Annotated in this window: 17 protein-coding genes; 6 read left to right on the top strand and 11 right to left on the bottom strand. The window is 67.3% G+C overall.

What is annotated here, in order from left to right; genetic code table 11:
• The first annotated feature begins 1 nt into the window (after position 1).
• Entirely contained in the window at positions 2-346 is a 345-nt protein-coding gene (locus ACWCIA_RS11070) for a hypothetical protein (RefSeq protein WP_454163230.1), read from the top strand.
• Positions 347-534: 188 nt separating this feature from the next.
• Here ACWCIA_RS11070 and ACWCIA_RS11075 read toward each other — a convergent pair whose 3' ends face one another.
• From ACWCIA_RS11075 to ACWCIA_RS11085, 3 genes are all read right to left on the bottom strand, one after another.
• On the bottom strand, positions 535-1,851 hold the full coding sequence (locus ACWCIA_RS11075) for a PQQ-dependent sugar dehydrogenase (protein WP_454163232.1): 1,317 nt from the start codon (positions 1,849-1,851) through the stop codon (positions 535-537).
• Between the two features lie 94 nt (positions 1,852-1,945).
• Positions 1,946-3,235 carry an MFS transporter gene (locus ACWCIA_RS11080; RefSeq protein WP_454163234.1) on the bottom strand — a complete coding sequence of 430 codons (1,290 nt, stop codon included), beginning with the start codon at positions 3,233-3,235 and terminating at the stop codon, positions 1,946-1,948.
• A gap of 11 nt (positions 3,236-3,246) precedes the next feature.
• Positions 3,247-4,656, bottom strand: a complete 1,410-nt coding sequence (locus ACWCIA_RS11085; RefSeq protein WP_454163236.1) for a KamA family radical SAM protein — start codon at positions 4,654-4,656, stop codon at positions 3,247-3,249.
• 297 nt (positions 4,657-4,953) lie between these two features.
• On the opposite strand from ACWCIA_RS11085, the gene ACWCIA_RS11090 reads away from it, so the two are divergent.
• Entirely contained in the window at positions 4,954-5,409 is a 456-nt protein-coding gene (locus ACWCIA_RS11090; protein ID WP_454163238.1) for a cache domain-containing protein, read from the top strand.
• Between the two features lie 53 nt (positions 5,410-5,462).
• Positions 5,463-7,199: a methyl-accepting chemotaxis protein gene (locus tag ACWCIA_RS11095; RefSeq protein ID WP_454163240.1), complete on the top strand. Its 1,737-nt coding sequence runs from the start codon at positions 5,463-5,465 to the stop codon at positions 7,197-7,199.
• On the opposite strand, the gene ACWCIA_RS11100 is transcribed toward ACWCIA_RS11095, so the two are convergent.
• Positions 7,180-7,749, bottom strand: coding sequence for a DNA-3-methyladenine glycosylase (locus ACWCIA_RS11100; protein WP_454163242.1), 570 nt, complete (start codon positions 7,747-7,749; stop codon positions 7,180-7,182). The two genes, ACWCIA_RS11095 and ACWCIA_RS11100, sit on opposite strands and share 20 nt — an antisense overlap.
• Positions 7,750-7,880: 131 nt before the next feature.
• On the opposite strand from ACWCIA_RS11100, the gene ACWCIA_RS11105 reads away from it, so the two are divergent.
• Together ACWCIA_RS11105 and ACWCIA_RS11110 are read left to right on the top strand one after the other, a co-directional pair.
• The gene (locus tag ACWCIA_RS11105; protein ID WP_454163244.1) at positions 7,881-8,786 is read left to right on the top strand and encodes an HDOD domain-containing protein; all 906 of its coding nucleotides are present in this window, start codon (positions 7,881-7,883) and stop codon (positions 8,784-8,786) included.
• 65 nt (positions 8,787-8,851) lie between these two features.
• Complete coding sequence (locus tag ACWCIA_RS11110; protein ID WP_454163246.1) at positions 8,852-10,045, top strand: tetratricopeptide repeat protein; 1,194 nt, start codon at positions 8,852-8,854, stop codon at positions 10,043-10,045.
• A gap of 37 nt (positions 10,046-10,082) precedes the next feature.
• Here the strand turns inward: ACWCIA_RS11110 and infA are convergent, their stop codons facing one another.
• From infA to ACWCIA_RS11145, 7 genes are all read right to left on the bottom strand, one after another.
• Positions 10,083-10,349 (bottom strand): translation initiation factor IF-1, encoded by a 267-nt coding sequence (infA, locus tag ACWCIA_RS11115; RefSeq protein WP_454163248.1) that lies wholly within the window; start codon positions 10,347-10,349, stop codon positions 10,083-10,085.
• Positions 10,350-10,863: 514 nt separating this feature from the next.
• Complete coding sequence (locus ACWCIA_RS11120) at positions 10,864-11,409, bottom strand: DNA-deoxyinosine glycosylase (protein ID WP_454163250.1); 546 nt, start codon at positions 11,407-11,409, stop codon at positions 10,864-10,866.
• 93 nt (positions 11,410-11,502) lie between these two features.
• A complete protein-coding gene (locus ACWCIA_RS11125) occupies positions 11,503-12,978 on the bottom strand; it encodes an efflux transporter outer membrane subunit (RefSeq protein ID WP_454163252.1) in 1,476 nt (491 codons plus the stop codon).
• Positions 12,975-16,154, bottom strand: coding sequence for an efflux RND transporter permease subunit (locus tag ACWCIA_RS11130; protein WP_454163253.1), 3,180 nt, complete (start codon positions 16,152-16,154; stop codon positions 12,975-12,977). The genes ACWCIA_RS11125 and ACWCIA_RS11130 overlap by 4 nt, the downstream gene beginning before the upstream one ends.
• A 4-nt stretch (positions 16,155-16,158) precedes the next feature.
• Positions 16,159-17,346 carry an efflux RND transporter periplasmic adaptor subunit gene (locus ACWCIA_RS11135; protein WP_454163254.1) on the bottom strand — a complete coding sequence of 396 codons (1,188 nt, stop codon included), beginning with the start codon at positions 17,344-17,346 and terminating at the stop codon, positions 16,159-16,161.
• Positions 17,347-17,497: 151 nt separating this feature from the next.
• Positions 17,498-18,379, bottom strand: a complete 882-nt coding sequence (locus ACWCIA_RS11140) for an alpha/beta hydrolase (RefSeq protein ID WP_454163255.1) — start codon at positions 18,377-18,379, stop codon at positions 17,498-17,500.
• The gene (locus ACWCIA_RS11145; protein ID WP_454163256.1) at positions 18,376-18,579 is read right to left on the bottom strand and encodes a hypothetical protein; all 204 of its coding nucleotides are present in this window, start codon (positions 18,577-18,579) and stop codon (positions 18,376-18,378) included. The genes ACWCIA_RS11140 and ACWCIA_RS11145 overlap by 4 nt, the downstream gene beginning before the upstream one ends.
• A gap of 156 nt (positions 18,580-18,735) precedes the next feature.
• Between ACWCIA_RS11145 and ACWCIA_RS11150 the strand changes: the two genes are divergently transcribed.
• Positions 18,736-19,686 (top strand): LysR family transcriptional regulator, encoded by a 951-nt coding sequence (locus ACWCIA_RS11150; RefSeq protein WP_454163257.1) that lies wholly within the window; start codon positions 18,736-18,738, stop codon positions 19,684-19,686.
• Positions 19,687-19,729: the final 43 nt, after the last annotated feature.

A 19,729-nucleotide genomic window follows, 5' to 3' on the forward strand; every position in this document is an offset into this window, starting at 1 on the left:
AATGGAGTTACCGAGGCGCGAACGCTTCTTTCGAAAACTGATGCGCGGGACCCTGCCGCTGCTGGTGTGGGCCGCGCACTTCGGCGTCTGCTACGTCCTGGTCGCCTTCCAATGCAGCCCGGCGGGGTTCGCGCCGGGAAATCCGCATCGCCTGCCGCTGGCGTTGCTGACCGTCGCCGCGCTGGCCGTATGCGGCGTGCTGACCTGGCGCGCCCGGGCCCCGCTGCTCGCCGGCGACGAGCGGACCGCCTTGCTGGACTGGGCGGCGGCCGGCTCGGCGCTGCTGGCCTTCGTCGGGATCGTGTGGACTTCGGTGCCGCTGTGGTTTGTGGACAGCTGCGCGTAACACGTAGGGTGGACGGCTCTACCTGGACTCCGGCATGCCCGTACCGCGTGCGCCGTCCACGCGTTCAACCACCGCCGGATCGATCGCGATAGCTCGGCCGCCGGTTGAACGCGTGGACGGCGCCACGGTCGCGGATATTCACATGTCCCGGGTAGAGCCGTCCACCCTACGTCCCCATGTCTTCCGAATTATTGCTCCGCCCGCACGCGCCACACCACGTTGCCGACATCGTCCGCCACCAGCAAGGCTCCCGCCTTGTCGATCGCCACTCCCACCGGACGCCCGAAGGCATCGCCGTCCTGGTTCACGAAGCCGGTCAACACGTCGACCGGCGTGCCGTTCGGCCTGCCGTTCGCGAAAGGCACGAACACGACCTTGTAGCCCGACAGCGGCTTGCGGTTCCAGGAGCCGTGCTGGCCGATGAAGGCGCCGCCGGCGAACTGCGGGCCGAGTTTCGCTCCCTCGGCGAATGCCAGGCCGAGGGCGGCGACGTGGGCGCCGAGCGCATAGTCGGGCACGATGGCTTTCGCCACCAGCTCGGGGCGCGGCGGCTTGACGCGGGCGTCGACGTGCGGGCCGTAGTAGCTGTAGGGCCAGCCATAGAAGCCGCCGTCCGTCACCGAGGTCAGGTAGTCGGGCACGAGGTCGCTGCCGATCTCGTCGCGCTCGTTCACCACCGTCCACAGCACGCCCGTCTGCGGCTCCCAGGCCATGCCGTTCGGGTTGCGCAGGCCGGAGGCGAACAGGCGCGTGGCCCCGCTTCGCAGGTCGACTTCGAGGATCGCGGCGCGGTCGGCCTCGATCTCCATGCCGTTTTCTCCGACGTTGCTGTTCGAGCCGACCGTCGCATACAGCTTGTTGCCGTCGCGGCTGGCGATGATGTTCTTGGTCCAGTGGTGGTTCAGGCCCGCCGGCAGCGGCGCCACCTTCTGCGCGGCCTCGGTGATCTCGAGGGCGCCCTGCTTGTATGGGAAGCGCACGATGCCGTCGGCGTTGGCGACGTACAGCGTCTTGCCCACCAGCGCCATGCCGAAGGGCGAGTGCAGGCCCTTGAGGAAGACGCTGCGGGTCTCGGCGACGCCGTCGCCGTCAAGGTCGCGCAGCAGCGTGATGCGGTCGGCGCTCGGCACCCCCGCCCCCGCCTTTTCCATCACCTTCTTCATGACCCAGGCCTTGATGCCCTTCTTTTGCGTCTCCGGGGTCTGCGGCTTGTTCGATTCGGCCACCAGCACGTCGCCGTTGGGCAGCACATGCAGCCAGCGCGGGTGATCCAGCCCAGTCGCCACCGCATTGACCTGCAGGCCCTGAGCCGCCTGAGGCGTGGCGCCCTGGGGCCATCCCCTGGCGGGCGCGATGTCGACCGTCGGGATCAGGCTCTTGTTCGGGGCAGGCAAGGTCGGGGACGGACCGACGTCCGCATTGACCGGGAGGGTGGACCTGTCGCCGCAGGCGCCAAGGGTGAGCAATACGGCGACAGCGACAGCGGAGGCCGGTTGAGCGCGCATGATGATCTCCTGGAACGGAATCGGGCGGGATGCGCAAAGTGTAGCGAACTATGCAATACGCTTGCGCCCGATTCCTTCCAACAATCAGTGGCCCTCACGCCGGCGTCTGCGCCTCCTCGCCGACCTCCGCATCCACCTGTGCCGGAGCGAAGCGCTGGCGCGCCCATCCCAGCAGGCCGGGCAGCTGCAACAGGACCAGCAGGCCGAACGCCGCCTGGTAGGCCAGCGCCGGATAGCGTCCGAGGGCATCCGGCTGCCACATGCCGATCACCAGCCCGAAGCCGGCCTGCACCAGGAAAGCGCCCACGAAGATCAGCAGGTTCAGGCAGGTGGCCGCGCGCCCGGTCAGCTCGCGCGGCATGCTCTGGGCCACGATCGCATACTCGATGCCGGTGATCGTGCCTACCAGCGTAAACAGCACCGACAGCAGCTGGAAGCTCGGCCGGTAGCCAAACACGAAGGCGGCCTGCACCAGTACGAAGACGGCGATCCCGGCCCCGGCGACATCGAGCGGCGTGATGCCGCGCCGCGCCGCCCACTCGGTGATCATGCCGACTGCGATCGCGCCGAAGATGACGGCTGCCATGCCGAGGTAGAGCAGGTAGGCCACCGCATCGTCGGGAAAGCGCGCCACGTCCGACAGCCAGCGCCCGATCCAGAGGCCCTGGATGCCGAAGAAGACCGCATGCGGCAGCAGCACCAGCGAGATAGTGCGGCGAAACGCCGGGGTGCGATAAACGCTCACGATGGAGGCGATCACCGGCGGCCGCGTGCCGCCAACGGATGCGGCGGGCGCCGCGCTACGCGGCGTGAACAGCCAGATCAGCGCGCCGCAGGCGGTAATCAGGAGCGCGAGCACCAGGAACAGGCCGCGCCAGTCGGTGTGCTGGAGCGCCATGCGCACCGGCATCGTGCTCGACGCCGCCCCCAGTCCGCCGACGGCGATCAGGTAGCCGTGTACCGACGGCAGCCTGGTCGGCGCGATCCAGGTCGAGAGGGCTTTGACGGCCGACATGAAGCAGCCGCCCAGCCCGCAGCCCATGACCGCACGGGCGACGATCAGCTGCGCGAAACTGTCGCCGCGCGCGAACATCAGCGCCCCCAGCGCGCCCAGCAGCATGAGCACCAGCTGCACCTTGCGCGGACCGTAGCGGTCCAGCGCGATCCCGACCGGCAGCTGCACCAGCGCGAAGGCGAAGAAGAACGCACTGGTGAGCAGTCCGAGCTGGCCTGGCGTGAGCGCGAGCGAGCCGACCAGGTTCGAGGCCAGCACCGCGTTCACGTTGCGCAGCAGCGAAGACAGGTAATGTCCGAGCGCGAACGGCAGGAAGACATAGAAGAAAACCGCCACGCCGGACAGGCGTGGCGAGGTCTGGTCGCCCATGGCGGCTGGGCTCAGGCAGCGCTGGGCTGGTTGTCGCTGGCGCGGCGGTCGTGCTGGCTGCTCGCCACGATCGGGATCACGCGCCCGGCCGGCACATGGTGGCCCGCATCGCCTCCCTCTTCTTCGAAGAAGAATTTCTTGCGCCCGAAAGCGGGTTTCAGGTGATCGAGCCAGGTGGCCTCGGCATCGTACTTGGCGAAGAAGGGTTTACGCACCCATTCCGGATTGCGGGCCTGCAGGAACTGCAGCGCAAACAGCTTTTCGCCGTTGATCGTCACCACGCCGTCGATCACGACCTTGCCCGGGAAGGCGCTCATCGAGGGGCCGCGCACGGTGCGCGACAGGCCCGACACCATCGAATAGGCCGACTGGAAGATCTCGTGGGCCTTCGCCAGCGGCAGCGCGAAGTAGTCGCTCGGGCCGGTGTCGCGCTCGACGAACATGTAATAGGGGATGGCGCCCAGGCGCACGCCGGTGGTCCACAGCTCGGCCCAGCTCTTCGGGTCTTCGTTGATGTGGCGGATCAGGGGGCCCTGCATGCGCAGCGTGGCGCCGGTGCCGACGATGCGTTTTACCGCCGCCTGGGCGATCGGATGGCGCAGCTCGACCGCATGGTTGTAGTGGCCCATGATCGCCAGGTTCTTGCCGGCCTTGACCACGCGCTCGAACAGGTGCATCAGGTCGTCGGAATCCTTGTCCGAGACGTAGCGCTGCGGCCAGTAGGCCACCGACTTGGTGCCGATGCGGATGTTCTGGATGTGGGCCAGTTCGGGCGCCAGCAGCGGCTCGAGGAACTCCGCCAGCGAGCGCGTATTCATGATCATCGGGTCGCCGCCGGTGATCAATACGTCGGTCACGTCCGGATGCGTCTTCAGGTAGGACACCAGTTCCGAGCACTCGCGGGCGTCGAATTTCATATCGTCCATGCCGACGAACTGCGGCCAGCGGAAGCAGAAGGTGCAGTAGGCGTGGCAGGTCTGGCCCGAGCTTGGGAAGAACAGCACCGTCTCCTTGTACTTGTGCTGCAGGCCCTTGAGCGGCGCATCGTTCACGCGCGGCACGTTGTGGGTCATCTGGCCGGCCGGGTGCGGGTTCATGCGCATGCGGATCTGGTGCACCAGTTTCGCGGTGGCGGCGTCGTCCTTCTTGTGCAGCACCAGGTCGCGCAGTTGCTCGTATTCGCGGGCGGGCAGCATGTCGCGGTGCGGGAAAGTCAGGCGGAAGATCGGGTCGTCCGGAATGCGGTCCCAGTCGATCAGCTGGTCGAGCACATATTCGTTCACGCGAAACGGCAGCACATGCGAAACCACCTGCACGGCTTCCTGCAGGTCGGGGCTCATCCATTGCCATTGGCGCGCAAGCGCGATGGTTTGGCGCGTATATGGTTTGAACTTGGCGGGCGTCGATTCGGTGGTGGTCACGTCATGCTCCTGATAAGGAAAGATGGTGGGGCGCCGGTCGAATTCTTGAGTAAGAAATTGCCGACGGGAACTCATCTTAGGAGCGGTGCAAAACACTGGAATTGCCAGCAATCAACTTAATCCAACAAAGCTTTCCACAAAGCACGATTTGTTTGCTTGGAGACATGTGGTGCAATCTGCCTGTCCATCGTACCCGCTTGCGGCGGCTCAAATTGCCTATAGGAAGTGCAGCGTACATTCCTCAATGCACTTAGGAAAGTTTTACCCCATGCATGTCTTATCGAAAGGATAGTCTCTATGAAGCTGTTCGCCACTGCCACCGCCCTGTGCCTCGGACTTGCCTGCTCCGGTGCACTGGCATTCGAACCCACCGAAAAAGACGCCATCGCGATGGCCGAACGCGGCGCTGCCCTGATCAAGGCCAAGGGCAAAGATGAAATGATGAAGCGCATTAACGCCAAGGATCCGGATTTCGTCCAGGGCGAGCTGTACGTCGACCTCCGCGACGTCAAGACCGGCATCGTACTGGCGCATCCGTACAACCCGTCGATCGTCGGCAAGGACCTGGTCGACGTGCCGGATGCGAACGGCAAGAAGTACCGCCGCGAGATCATCGAACTGGCCGCCGCCAAGGGCAAGGGCTGGGTCGATTACCAGTACAAGAACCCGACGACCGGCAAGATCGAGCCAAAAACCACCTACATCCTGCTGGTCGACGGCGTGGTGCTGGAAGCGGGCATCTACAAGAAGTAAGCGCGGTATTTACCCCGGGGCGGCTTCGGCCGCCCTTTTGATTGGAGAAAAGCATGCTGAAAAAACTACGGATTGGCCCGAAGCTGCTGCTGGCGCCGGGATTGGTGCTGGTGCTGCTGACGCTGCTTTCCGGCGCCGCCTACTACGGCATGGTGCGCCAGCATGCCTCGCTCGAGAACATGGTGCAGGTGCGCGCCGCGCGCCTGCAGGACACGGCCGATGTCGCCGGCGACGCGAAATACGCGCACGCCAACATCTACCAGCTGCTGGCCTGGATCAGCGGCAGCTTCGCCAAGAACCGCCTAGACGCTCTGATTGGCGATATCAACAAGAAGCACGCCGCCATCAAGACCCGCCTGGACGCGCTGGCGAAAGTGGCCGATCCCGCCGAGCGCAAGCTGATCGACGCATCCATCACGGCGCTGGCGGCCTATCGCAAGGGGGTGCTGGAGACCATCGAGATGGCGCAAGTCGACCAGTCGATCGCCACCAACTCGATGCAGAAGGCGGAAAAGGATTTCGGCATCCTCAACACCCAGCTGGCCCAGCTGGCGGCGCTGGAAACGCAGCTGAGCGAAGAAGCCTATGCGGCGGCCGGCGCCGAGTTCCGCACGCTGGGCACCTCGATGGCGGTGCTGGTGGTGCTGTCGATCGCGCTGTCCCTGAGCGTGACGATGCTGGTGCGCCGCGCCATGCTGGCGGACATCCGCGCCATCTCGGACGTGGTGTCGGAACTGGCCGAAGGCCGCCTCGCCAGCGCCACCGGCAGCCTTGGCCGCGACGAGATCGCCGACACCTCGCGCGCCCTCGACCACACGATCGCCACCCTGAACACGACGCTGCACGCGATCCTGACTTCGGTGCGCTCGATCGACACCGCCTCGAAAGAGATCGCGACCGGCAACCTGGACCTGTCGACCCGCACCGAGATGCAGGCCGGCTCGCTCGAGCAGACCGCCAGCGCCATGGAAACCCTGACCGTGGCCGTGAAGGACAACGCCAACAACGCCCGCCTGGCGACCGACCTGGCGGCCGAAGCGGCGCGCCTGGCCGCCCACGGGGGCCAGGCGGTCGACCGTGCGGTGACGACGATGGAATCGATCCGCGCCAGCTCGCGCAAGATCGTCGAAATCATCGGCGTCATCGACGGCATCTCGTTCCAGACGAATATCCTGGCGCTCAACGCGGCGGTCGAAGCGGCGCGCGCCGGCGAACAGGGACGCGGCTTTGCCGTGGTGGCCTCGGAGGTGCGCACGCTGGCCCAACGCTCCGCGGCCGCGGCCAGGGAGATCAAGGCCCTGATCGCGGACTCGGTCTCGATCATCGACGGCGGCGCCGCCTCGGTCAACGAGGCGGGCAGCAGCATGGGCCACATCGTCGCGTCGGTGCAGCAGGTGAACGACATCATCGAACGCATCAGCGTGGCCAGCACCGAGCAGGCCGAGGGCATCGCCGAAGTGAACCGGGCGGTCGGCCAGATGGACGACATGACCCAGCAAAACGCGGCGCTGGTCGAGGAAGCGGCGGCGGCGGCCGAGAGCCTGCACGAGCAGACGGTGAACCTGGCGCGCGCCGTGTCGGTGTTCCAGATCGAGGGCGTCGAGCCGCTGGACGCGTCCGAGCCCGGCCTGGAGCAGGATCAGGACCAGGACGGCGTCGAGGCCTTCCAGGATCCGCTCGAGCGGCGCGCCCCCGACAGCCCGCTGCGTGCGCGCAAGCCGCGCGCCCTCGCCGACGAGCGCGCGTCCGGGCGCAAGCGCCCTGGCCGGGTCAGCGGAACGGGCGGCTGACGAAACGCGAGCCGGCCAGGCCGAAGCGCCAGGGCACGTCCATCGCCTTCGAGATGCCGATGCGCGGCCCGGCCACGATGTCCAGCCCCGGCGGGGCCGCCTCGAGCAGGAAGGGCGGCTGCGCCAGCGAACGGCCGTTGAAGGCACGCGTCACCTCCAGCGCCTCGCACAGCTTGCCCGGACCGGAACACAGCTGCACCGGGTCCTGGGCGTCGCGCCGCGCGCGCATCACGTCCAGCCCGGCGAGCGGCTCGATCGCGCGGATCAGCACCCCGGCGCCATGCCCCTCTTCGCGGCAGACGAAGTTCAGGCACCAGTGGATGCCGTAGGAGCGATAGACATAGGCATGCGCCGGCGGACCGAACATCGCGAAGTTGCGCTCGGTCGGCCCGGAATAGGCGTGGGAAGCGGGATCTTCGCGGTCATAGGCCTCGGTTTCGACGATCCGCCCGCCGACGCCGTCGACGAGCACCACCACCCCGATCAACTGGCGCGCCACTTCGTCAGCCGGAGCATTGAAATCGATTCCTGCGAGGATAGTTGGATTCATGGGGACCATTCTAGGCAGCTTCGCAACACCGTTCTGTCCGTTTTGCCACACAAGGCAGCTTGTTGCTGCAAGGAAATGCTGCCTGGTTTATAGTGACGCTCTTCGGTTTTATTTCTCCTGACATTTCCCCCATGAGTACAGTTGCCGCCAAAGCAATGCCAGCGCGCGTGACCCGTGCCGCAGCCGCGCCCGCGGCCGCGGCACCGACGACCGATCCGGTCGACGCGTTGATCAAGTCGATCCGCATCCCGCCGCGCCCCAGCCTGCTGGCCGACCTGCAGGCCGAGCTGGCGTCCGCGGACCCTTCTCCCGAACGGATCGGGCGCATCGTCGCGCGCGACGTCGGCATGGCCGGCGCGCTGCTCAAGCTCGCCAACTCCTCCCTGTTCGGGGGACGGCGCGCCAAGTCGATCGAGCAGGCCATCCTGTTCCTCGGGATTAACCAAGTGGCGGCGCTGATGACGGGCCTGCTGGCACGCCAGGCGATTCCCGCCGAAAGCCCGGCGCTGGCGAACTTCTGGGAGGTGTCGACCAAGCGCTCGCACGCGATGGTGTTCCTGTCGCGCCGCCTGCGCATCGGCGCGCCCGACATCGCCCACACCTTCGGGCTGTTCTGCGACACCGGCATGCCGCTGCTGGTCGGCCGCTTCCCCGGCTACGAAACGACCTTCCTCGACGCCGGCGCCGAACCGCTGCGCGCCTTCACCGCCGTCGAGGACGAACGCCACAATACCAACCACGCGGCCGTCGGCACCCTGCTGGCGCGGAACTGGGGCCTGTCGAGCGAAGTCGCCTGGGCCATCCTGCACCACCACGATTACGCTGTGCTCGACGACGACAGTACGGACGACGTGGTGCGCTCGCTGGTGGCGCTGTCGCTGCTGGCCGAGCGCGCGATCTGCCGCTACCAGGGCTTGGCCCATTCCGCGGAATGGGACAAGGGCGGCGCCCGCGCCCAGGCCTACCTGTCGCTTGACGAAGACGAAACGGCCGAACTGCTCGACGAACTCGAAGAAGCCCTGCACGACGATCATTGATCCTGCTTTGACAGGCTCCGCCAACCGGCCGATACTGGAAGCAGATCACCGGTCTCGGAGGCGCAATGCGACATTGGTTCCTGCTGCTGTGCGTATTGTTGGCCGGCTGCGCCACCGCGCCGCCGCCGCAGCCTCCTTCTCTGGCCGGGCTGCTCGACGATACCGCCTTTCCCTCCCCGGCTTCGGCCGTCACGGCGTCCGACCTGTTCACCTTGAGTCCCGCCATGTCGGCGCACCTGCGCAGCCGCGCCTTCCAGGCCAGGCTGCGTGAAAAGGGCGCGGCGCGCGGCCTGCTGGCGGCACTCTACGACAAGAGCGACCTGCAGCTCGACTACGACGCCACGCGCACGCAGACCGCCGCCCAAACCTATGCCGCGCGCTCGGGCAACTGCCTCTCGCTCGTCATCATGACGGCCGCGTTCGCGCGCGAACTGGGCATGCGCGTGCGCTTCCAGAGCGTCGTCGCGGAGGAGAGCTGGAGCCGCACCAATTCCCTGTATCTGGTCAGCGAGCACGTCAACATCCACCTGGCGCCGCGCGCGTTCACCCCGGGCGTGATCGACTCCGAGAGCGAACTGACGGTCGACTTCCTGCCATCGCGCGACGTCAGCCGGATGCGCACGCGCGCGCTGGAGGAGGCCGATATCGTGGCGCTCTACATGAACAACCGTGCCGTGGAAGAGCTGGTCGAGGGCCGCCATGCCGAGGCCTACTGGTGGGCGCGGGCTGCGCTCCTCGCGCGGCCTTCGGTGATGTCCGCCTACAACACGCTGGGCGTCATCTACCACCGCAGCGGCCGGCCGCTGCTGGCCGAACGCGTCTACCGCGCCGCGCTCGAGCGCGAACCGGACAACCTGGTCGTGATGCAGAACCTGGCGCCGCTGCTGGCCGCCAACGGCAAGCCTGCCGAATCGGACCTTCTGAAACAGCGTATCGCCCGCCTCAATCCGGAGCCGCCCTTCCACTATTTCAACCAGGGGATGGCCGCCTACCGCGCGAACGATTTTGCACGCGCGCGCGCCCTGTTCGCGCGCGAAGTGGCACGCGCGCCCTACAACGACGAGTTTCATTTCTGGCTGGGGGCGGCCCACCTGGGCCTGGGAGAGCTGGCGCCGGCCGCAAAGCAGCTGGCGCTGGCGCGCGATACGAGCACGCGGGCCGATACGCGAGGGCGGTATGTGGCGAAACTGGAGAATTTGCGGGCGAATACGCGTGCCCGAAACGCCGCGGGCGCGGCAAATGTGCCGCGCCCGCGCTGACTACCTGGCTTGAGGCCGGCCGCTTGGCGGCGGCCGCTTAGCGGCGGCGCTGGAAACCGCTGCGTGGCGCCGGGGTGCCGCGCTGTTCGATGTGGCGGAATACGATGCGGCCCTTGTTCAGGTCGTAAGGCGACAGTTCCAGTGTCACCTTGTCGCCCGCCAGGATGCGGATATGGTTTTTCTTCATCCGGCCCGAGGTGTAGGCGACGAGCTTGTGGCCGTTGTCGAGGTCGACGCGGAAACGCAGTTCCGGCAGCACTTCGGTGACGAGGCCATTCATTTCGATGAGTTCTTCTTTTGCCATGTTGTTCTTCCTTTGAGAGTTATGCTGCGGACCGGCGCGTCATAAAACGGCGCCGCGACGATGCTGCCGGATGCCAGCGCCCGCGGGACTGGATCGGAGTAAGGGTGAATGGGCCGCTCTCGGGCGGACAATTGAATGGCGGCGGCTTCGATCCGGGACTGCAGCCGGACGCCGACCTGCGCGGGGAGAAAAAAAAGCCCGCTTGCTGCGGGCTTCGTTTCAATGTAGTGCCAATAATACTTGGTTCGCTGCTCCAGCCGGTGCTATCTGCAAGGTGCGGAGCCCTGGACGCCCATGCTATCTGCGTGGTGCCTCCATTGGTGTAAGTCGTCCAACGTATTTGGTATAACAATCCCGCCTGGCTGGTCGCTGGCGACATTACACATATCGCGTTGCGGGCTCCTGCGGGATGTCGTGGAGATCACCAGGACCTCTACGACTGAACACAGTGTAGCACGGTTCCGGAAAGCGCGTACGGCAGAGCACACGCGGCGGCTGGAGGCCTTCCGCAGGCTCAAGGAAACAGGCCGTCGAGCGCGAGCTGGCCCGATGCGTCGGCTGTCCCCTCCTCCACCAGCAGCCGGCGCCAGACGGCGAGCTTCTGCTCGAAGCTCATCGCCATGTGCGCCGGTGAACTCGACGGCAGCACCACCGTGCGGTAGCCGACCTGCGCGAACTGCGGCGCGAACTTGCCCGAGGCCTGGCCGTTGAAGCCGACGGTTTTTAGCTGCGGGCACAGGTAATGCAGGCGTTCGAAATCGTTGGCGGCCGGTTTGCGGATGGCGGAATCGAGGCTGCCTTCGCGCTCGCAGGCATCGAGCACGTCCCACAGGCCGAAGCGGTGCGCGAGCAGGCGCGGCAGGCGCTCGGCATAGGGCAAGGCAACCAGGTCTTCGCCGACGAGGGCGCCGACCAGCTTCCAGAACTGGTTGCGCGGGTGCGCATAGTATTGGCCTGCCGCCAGCGAGGCGGCGCCGGGAAAACTGCCCAGGACGAGAATGCGCGTGTCGGGGGCCAAGACCGGGGCCAGGCCGGTCATCCGCTTGGAGTCGTTCGTCATCCCTGCATTCTAGCTGCCGCCCAGTCTCCCTGGACGCACGAAAAAAAGCGGCGGCCGCCACCGCGCGCCGCCGCCAAGGAGACCAATGGCCGCTCAGTTGCGCGCCAGCTCCTGCGAGGCAGGCGACTCCCAGCCGCCGCCGAGGGCGCGGATCAGCGCCACCGTGGTCAGGGCGCGGTTGCCGCGCAGCTGGACGGCGCTGCGCTCGGCCGCCGCCAGGTTGCGCTGGGCGTCGAGCAGGTCGAGGTAGCTCGAGCGGCCGGCATCGTAGAGCTTGCGCGCCAGGTCGGCGGAACGGCGCGCCGACAGCACGGCCTCGTCCAGCTGGGCGCCCTGCTCGGCCAGGATGCGCAGCCCGGCCAGGTTGTCCTCGACCTCGGCAAAGGCGCCCAGCACGCTCTGGCGGTAGGCGCCGACGGCTTCCTCCAGCGCCGCTTCGCTGCGCGCGACATTGGCCGCGTTGCGCCCGCCGTCGACCAGCGGCAGATTGAGCAGCGCCCCCAGTACCCAGGAGCGGCTGCTCCAGGTGAACACCTCGGCCACCGTCCCGCCCACGCCGCCGCCCGCGGCGCTGATGTTCAGCGCCGGGAACATCGCCGCGCGCGCCACGCCGATGCGCGCGTTGGCCGCTTCCATCGCACGCTGGGCGCCGGCGATGTCGGGCCGGCGCTCGAGCAGGGTCGAAGGCAGCCCGGCGGGAATATGCGGCATGGCGGCGTCCTCGGGCAGCGGCGCCGTGGCGGCGCTGAATTGCGACGCAGGGCTCCCCAGCAGCACCGCCAGCGCATGTTCCGCCGTCGTGCGCTGGCGCTGCAGGCCGACCGCTTCGGCGCGGCTCGCCGCCAGCTCGGTCCTGGCGCGCGCCAGGTCGAATTCGCCGATGTCGCCGAGGTCGAAGCGGCGCTGGTTAACCGCGACGCTTTCCGCGCGCAGGCGCACCGCCCGCTCCACGGTGTCCAGTTCGGCATCCAGGGCGCGCAGCCGGAACCAGGTCTGCGCCACGTCCGCCTGCAGCGACAGCAGCACCGAACGGTAGCTGGCTTCGACTGCCCCCGCATCCTGGCGCGCCGCCTCGACGCCGGCCGCCACGCGGCCGAACAGGTCGACCTCGTAGCTCGCGCTCAGGCTGGCCGTGTAAGTGGTTGCGGGCGCCACGCCCGTCCCCTGCGGCAGGCCCGCTTCCAGTGGCGACGGCCGGGTACGCTGGGCGCCGGCGCCGAGTCCCAGCTGCGGGCTGCGGTCCGCCTGCGCGATGCCGGCAATCGCCCTGGCCTGCCTGACACGGGCGGCGGCCACCGCCAGGCTGGCATTGTTGCGCGTGGCCTCGGCCACCAGTGCGTTCAGGGCCGGGTCGCCGAAGGCCAGCCACCATTCGCCGCGCGGCTGCGCCTCGGCCGGTCGCGCCGGTTGCCAGCGGCTGCCGTCGGCGGCCGTGCGTACCGGGTCCTGCGTCTCCTTGAAGGCGGCCGGGACGTCGAGCTTCGGCTGCTGGAAGGCCGGGGCTGCGCAGGCGGACAGCAGCAGTGCAGCGACGAGCGGCGCGAGGCCGCGTGCGATCATCTTATTCATTGCGGGACTCCTTCGGCGGCCACGGCGACGGGGCGTGCGGCCGGTTTCTCGAAACGCTTCGCGAGGGTGCGCAGCAGGACATAGAACAGCGGGGTCAGGAACAGGCCGAAGAAGGTCACGCCCAGCATGCCTCCGAACACGGCCACGCCCATGGCCTGGCGCATCTCGGCGCCGGCGCCGCTCGAAAACACGAGGGGCACCACGCCCATGATGAAGGCGATCGAGGTCATCAGGATCGGACGCAGGCGCAGGCGGCTCGCTTCCAGCGCGGCCTCGACCACGCTGCGGCCGTGGTGTTCCAGCTCGCGCGCAAATTCCACGATCAGGATCGCGTTCTTCGAGGCCAGGCCGACCAGCACGAACAGCGCGATCTGGGTGAACACGTTGTTGTCGCCGCCGGTAAGCTTCACGCCGGCCAGCGCGCACAGGATCGACATCGGCACGATCAGGATCACGGCCAGGGGCAGCGTCCAGCTTTCGTACTGGGCGGCCAGCACCAGGAACACCAGCAGCACGCACAGCGGGAAGACGTAGACCATCGTGTTCCCCGACAGGATGTCCTGGTAAGTCAGGTCGGTCCACTCGTAGGCGATCCCCTTGGGCAGCGTGTCCTTCGCGATCTGCTCCATGATGGCCTGGGCCTGGCCCGAGGACACGCCCGCCGCCGGGCCGCCGTTCAGGTCGGCCGAGACATAGCCGTTATAGCGCTGCACGCGGTCCGGGCCATAGCTGTCCTTCACCTGCATTAGGGACGACAGCGGGATCATCTCGCCCTTGCTGCTCCTCACCTTCAGCTGGGCGATCTGCTCCGGCTGCGAGCGGAACTGGGCGTCCGCCTGGACCCGCACCTGGTAAGTGCGGCCGAACTGGTTGAAGTCGTTCACATACAGCGAGCCGAGGTTCACCTGCAGCGTCTGGTAGATGGTGTGCAGCGGCACGCCGAGCTGCTTGGCCTTGACCCGGTCGACGTCCGCGGACAGCTGCGGCACGTTAATCTGGAAGCTCGAGAACACGCCCTGCAGGCGCGGGTCGCCCCAGGCCTTGGCCTGGATTGCCTGGGTCGCCTGGTAGAGCGCGTCGTAACCGAGGTTGCCGCGGTCTTCCAGCATCATCTTGAAGCCGCCGGTGGTGCCGAGACCATTGACGGGCGGCGGCGGCAGCACCATCACGAAGGCGTCTTCGACCGCGCCCATGCGCTTGTTGATCTCCGCGGCAATCGCTGCGGCCGACTGCTCCTTGCCGCGCCGCTCGCTGAACGGCTTCAGGGTGGTGAACACGATGCCCGCGTTCGGCGCATTGGTGAAACCGTTGATCGACAGGCCAGGGAAGGCCACCGAGGAATCGACACCGGGGATCTCCTGGGCGATCGCCGACATCTTGCGGATCACGGCGTCGGTGCGGTCGAGCGAAGCGGCGTCGGGCAGCTGGGCAAAGCCGATCAGGTAAGCCTTGTCCTGCTGCGGCACGAAGCCCGGCGGCACGGCCTTGAACATGACGACGGCACCGACGCCCAGCAGCGCATACACCGCCAGCGACAGGGTCTTGCGGCGCAGGACCGTCTTGACGCCGCCTTCGTAGCGATGCGAAGCGCGCCCGAAGAAGCGGTTGAAGGCGGCGAAGAAGCGGCCGAACACGGCGTCGATCATGCGCGTCAGGCGGTCCTTCGGCGCGTCGTGCCGCTGCAGCAGGGCGCTTGACAAGGCGGGCGCCAGGGTCAGCGAGGCAAACGCCGAGATCACGGTGGAGATCGCAATCGTGAGCGCGAACTGGCGGTAGAACTGGCCGGTCAGGCCCGATACGAAAGCGATCGGCACGAACACCGCGCACAGCACCAGGGCGATGGCGATGATCGGGCCACTGACCTCCTTCATCGCCTGGATCGTCGCGTCGTGCGGCGACAGGCCGCTGGCGATGTTGCGCTCGACGTTCTCGACCACGACGATGGCGTCGTCGACCACGATGCCGATCGCCAGCACCAGGCCGAACAGGGACAAGGTGTTGATCGAGAAGCCGAACATCAGCATCACGGCGAAGGTACCAACCACCGACACCGGCACCGCCAGCAGCGGAATGAGCGAGGCGCGCCAGCTTTGCAGGAACACGATCACCACCAGGGCGACCAGGACGATGGCTTCCAGCAGGGTGCGGATGACGGAGTCGATCGACTCGCGCACGAATTGGGTCGGGTCGTACACAATGCTGTATTCGACGCCTTCCGGGAAATCTTTCGACAACGCGTCCATCGTCGCACGTACGTCGGTCGAGAGCTGCAATGCGTTGGCATTGGGCGCCTCGAAGATCGGGATCGCGACCGCGGACTTGTTGTTCAGGAGCGAGCGCAGGGCATAGGAATTCGAGCCCATCTCCAGGCGCGCCACATCCTTGAGCAGGGTGGTGGCGCCATCCTCGCCGGTCTTGACGATGATCTGGCCGAACTCCTCGACCGTTTGCAAGCGGCCCTGGGTGTTCACCGTGAGCTGGAACTCGGCGCCCTTCGCCGGTCCCTGGCCGATCACGCCGGCCGCCACCTGCACGTTCTGCTCGCGGATCGCATCGACCACGTCGCCCGCCGTTAAGCCGCGCGCGGCGACCTTCTGCGGGTCGAGCCAGACGCGCATCGCATAGTCGCCGGAACCGAAGAGCTGGACCTCGCCCATGCCGTCGATACGCGCCAGCCTGTCCTTGATATTGAGGGTGGCGTAGTTGCGCAGGTAAAGGTCGTCGTAGCGGCCGTCGGGCGAGCGCAGGTGCACCACCATGGTGAGATTCGGCGAGCTTTTGACGGTGGTGACGCCGATCTGGCGCACCTCCTCGGGCAGGCGCGGCAGCGCGCGCTGGACGCGGTTCTGCACCTGCGACTCGGCCTGTTCGATATCGGTGCCGATGGCGAAGGTGAGCGTCAGCATCAGGGCGCCGTCCGAGGTGTTTTGCGAGGACATGTAGAGCATGTTCTCGACGCCGTTGATCTGTTCCTCGAGGGGGGCGGCCACCGTTTCGGCGATGATCTTCGGATTCGCGCCCGGGTACTGGGCGCGCACCACCACCGAAGGCGGCACCACGTCGGGGTATTCGGACACCGGCAGCTGAAAGATCGAGATCAGGCCGCCGACGAACACCAGCACCGACAGCACCGCTGCGAAAATCGGCTTGTCGACAAAGAAGCGGGAAATGTTCATCACATCACTCCTTGGCGCCGGTCGCCGCAGCGAGGGCCAGCGCCGGCTGCTCCTGCATCGGCACCATGCGCGGCGCCAGCGGTTCGCCCGGACGCACGCGCTGCAGGCCGTTGACGACGATCTTCTCCCCGGCCTTCAGGCCCGAGCGCACCACGCGCAGCCCATCGATGACGGGACCGAGCGCCACCTGCCGGTATTCGGCCTTGTTGGCGGCATCGACCACGACCACGAACTTGCGGCTCTGGTCGGTGCTGACGGCGCGGTCGCTGATCAGGACCGCCTGGCGGCTGTCGGCCGCGCCCAGCTGGACACGCGCGAACAGGCCCGGCACCAGGCTGCGCCCGCGGTTCTCGAACACGGCGCGCATGCGCACGCTGCCGGTGCCGGCGTCGAGCCGGTTGTCGACGAATTCGAGACGGCCTTCATGCGGGAAGCCCGTTTCGTTGGCCAGGCCCACGCGCACGCTGACCGGGGCGCCCTGCTGGGCACGCGCGCCGACGCGCAGGTAAGTCTCCTCGTCGCCGTCGAAGCTGGCGTAGATGCGGTCGAGGGACACGACCGTGGTCAGCACGGCGCTCGGGTCGACCAGGTTGCCGAGGGTGATCTCGGCCTTCGAGACGCGCCCGTCGATGGGCGACACCACGCGCGTATCGGCCAGGTTCAGGCGCGCCGACTCGTATTGGGCTTGGGCGGCGTTGGCGTTGGCTTCGAGTTCCTTCTGGGCCGAGAGCGCCTCGTCGAACTCGCGTTTCGCGATCGCCTTGTCGGCCAGCAGGCTCTCGGCGCGCGCCAGCTCGCGCCGCGCCAGTTCCAGCTTGGCCCGCGCCGACGCAGCGGCAGCCGCGGCGCGCGTCGCCTCGGCCTGGTAAGGGCGCGGGTCGACCACGAACAGGACATCGCCCTTCTTGACTTCGCTACCTGGCTTGAAGTTGACGGCGGTGATGAAGCCGCTGACCCGCGAACGGATCTCGACCTGCTCGACCGCTTCCAGCCGGCCCGAGAATTCCTGGGTTTCGGCAACCGGCTTTTCCAGCACCAGGGCGGCCGACACGGGCGGCGCGGCAGGCGCGGTAGCGGCCGCCTTGCCGGTAGCGTCGCTGCAGCCGGACAGGGTGGCGGCGAGCAGGCCGGCGGTGGCCAGCGCTGCCGCGAGTGGCCGCACGACGGCGGCGAATCGGCGATGGTTTCTCATGTTGAACTCCATTTTCTTGTAAGAATGTTAATCAGTCGGCGACACCCGTCCCGCCCGGCGACGAATCGCGGGAAAAAGGGGGCTCGCCGCGCCTGTTTTAGGCGCGTGTCCTGGTCAATCGGTGATATGAAAAGCGGAAAGAGGTGCTGACTTAGCCGGGCGGGGCCTCCTGCCCGCCGAGGCTTGCGATGAAGGCTGCGATTTCGACCAGCGCCGGCGCTTCGCAGGCGCACTCGTTGCGGTCGCCAGCCTGCTGCAGCGCCGGCAGCAGGCGGCGCACGGTGGCCTCGACCCCGAAGCTGGCCAGCTTGGCGCCATAGGCTTCCGCCTCGTCGCGCAGCGGGTCGTCCTCGGCCGACAGGATCAGGGCCGGCGGCAGGTTCTTCAGCCGGCTCGACTGCAGGGGCGAGGCATACGGGTGGGTACGGTCGGCCGCGTTCGGCAGATAGCCGCGGTAGGCGGCGGCGCAGCCGTCGGCCAGCTGTTCCCGGTCCGGGCACTGCGGCATTTCGCGCATCGAACAGGTCGACAGGCCGGGGTCGAGCATCGGCATCAGGAGGATCTGGCCGGCCAGCTTGGGAGCGCCGCGGTCGCGCGACATCAGCGCGCAGACAGCGGCCAGGTTGGCGCCGGCCTCGATGCCGGCCACCAGCATGCGCTTGCCGTTCCAGCCGAGTTTGGTCTTGTTTTTCTTTGCCCACAGCAGCACGGCGTGGGCATCCTCGACCGCCGCCGGGAAGGGACGCACGGTGGCGAGCGTGTAGTTGGAAGCCAGGACGACCTGCGAGCCGCTGGCGTTGGCCAGGTGGCGCAGGAAGCCGTCGGCGTCGTCCAGGTCGCCCCCGACGAAGCCGCCGCCGTGGAAGAAGACGATCAGGGTGTCGCGCTTGCTGGAGGCAGCGGCGGGAGCGCCGGCCGTGTACAGGCGCGCTTTCAGGGGTCCCTGCTCGCCGCCCACTTCGAGTTCGCGCACGCGCACGTCGTCGGCGCCCGGGTTCAGGGATGCGGCGGCATTCTCGCGTGGCGCATTCATTGTGCCGCCTCCGGCGCCGCAGCCACTAGCGTGGCCGGCTCGGTGCACACCGCCTGCGCCACGACCGTCGATAGCGCATGCACGCCGCGTGCCTCGGCGCCCGCCGCCTGCGCATAGGCGCCGCTGCCGATCAGGCCGGCCATTGCCAGCATGCCGATGGCCAGTACGACCGTTGCTACAAAGGTTTCCCGCGTTTTCATTGCCTGCTCCTGCTGCCGGTTATCTGGTTTGCTGCTCCAGTACCAGCACTATAGACATCGACTACAATCTGATAAAGACGGCAATTTCGAATTGATTGTTCAGGAAACGCGAACAATAAGCGAAAAATCAGTCAAAGTCTGAACGGACGAGGAAAAATGAATAAGCTGCAGGCAATGGAAGTCTTCGTGCAGGTGGTCGACACCGGCAGTTTTACGCGCGCGGCCGAGATGCTCGACCTGCCCAAGGCCACCGTCTCGACCCTGGTGCAAGCGCTGGAGAGTTCGCTCTCGGCCAAGCTCCTGCACCGCACCACCCGCCAGGTCACGCTGACCTCGGACGGGGCCGCCTACTACGAGCGCTGCATCCGCATCCTCTCGGACGTGCGCGACGCCGAGGAATCGCTGTCGCGCATGCGCGTCAATCCGAGCGGGCGCCTGCGCGTGGACACGCCCACCGGGCTGGCGAGCGAAATCCTGATACCGGCCCTGCCCGCCTTTTTCGAGCGCTACCCCGACATCACGCTCGAACTGGGCAGCACGGACCGTCCCGTCGAGCTGGTCGAGGAAGGGGTCGATTGCGCAGTGCGCGGCGGGACCGTGGTCGACACCAGCCTGATCGCGCGGCGCGTCGGCGTGATCAACTTCGTCACGGCGGCGGCGCCTTCCTACCTGGCGCGTTACGGCGTGCCGCAGCATCCGGGCGACCTGGCGCGTCACCGCTGCGTCAATTACTTCTCGGCCAAGACAGGCCGGATCTCGAACTGGGACTTCAACCGCGGCGACGAGCGGATCGAGGTGCCGCTGCCCGGCGTGATCGTCCTGAACGATTCCAACGCCTACGTGCAGGCCGGGCTGGCCGGGCTCGGGATCATCCATATGACCGACTACCTCCTGATGCGCCACGTCGAGGATGGGCGCATGGTGCGGGTGCTGCCGGAATGGGTCAGCGACCCGCTGCCCGTGCACATCGTCTACCCCCAGAACCGCCACATGTCGGCCAAGGTGCGCGTGTTCGTCGAATGGGTCTCGGAGCTGTTCGCCAACCATCCGCACATGCGCCTGGGCGCGCGCCCGGCCCCCGTGCCGCAGCCGGCCGAGGTGGCCTGAAAACGGCGGCGCCGGTGTAGAATCGGCGGCATAACAATCCCGG

The organism is Massilia sp. SYSU DXS3249 (genome assembly GCF_053668055.1).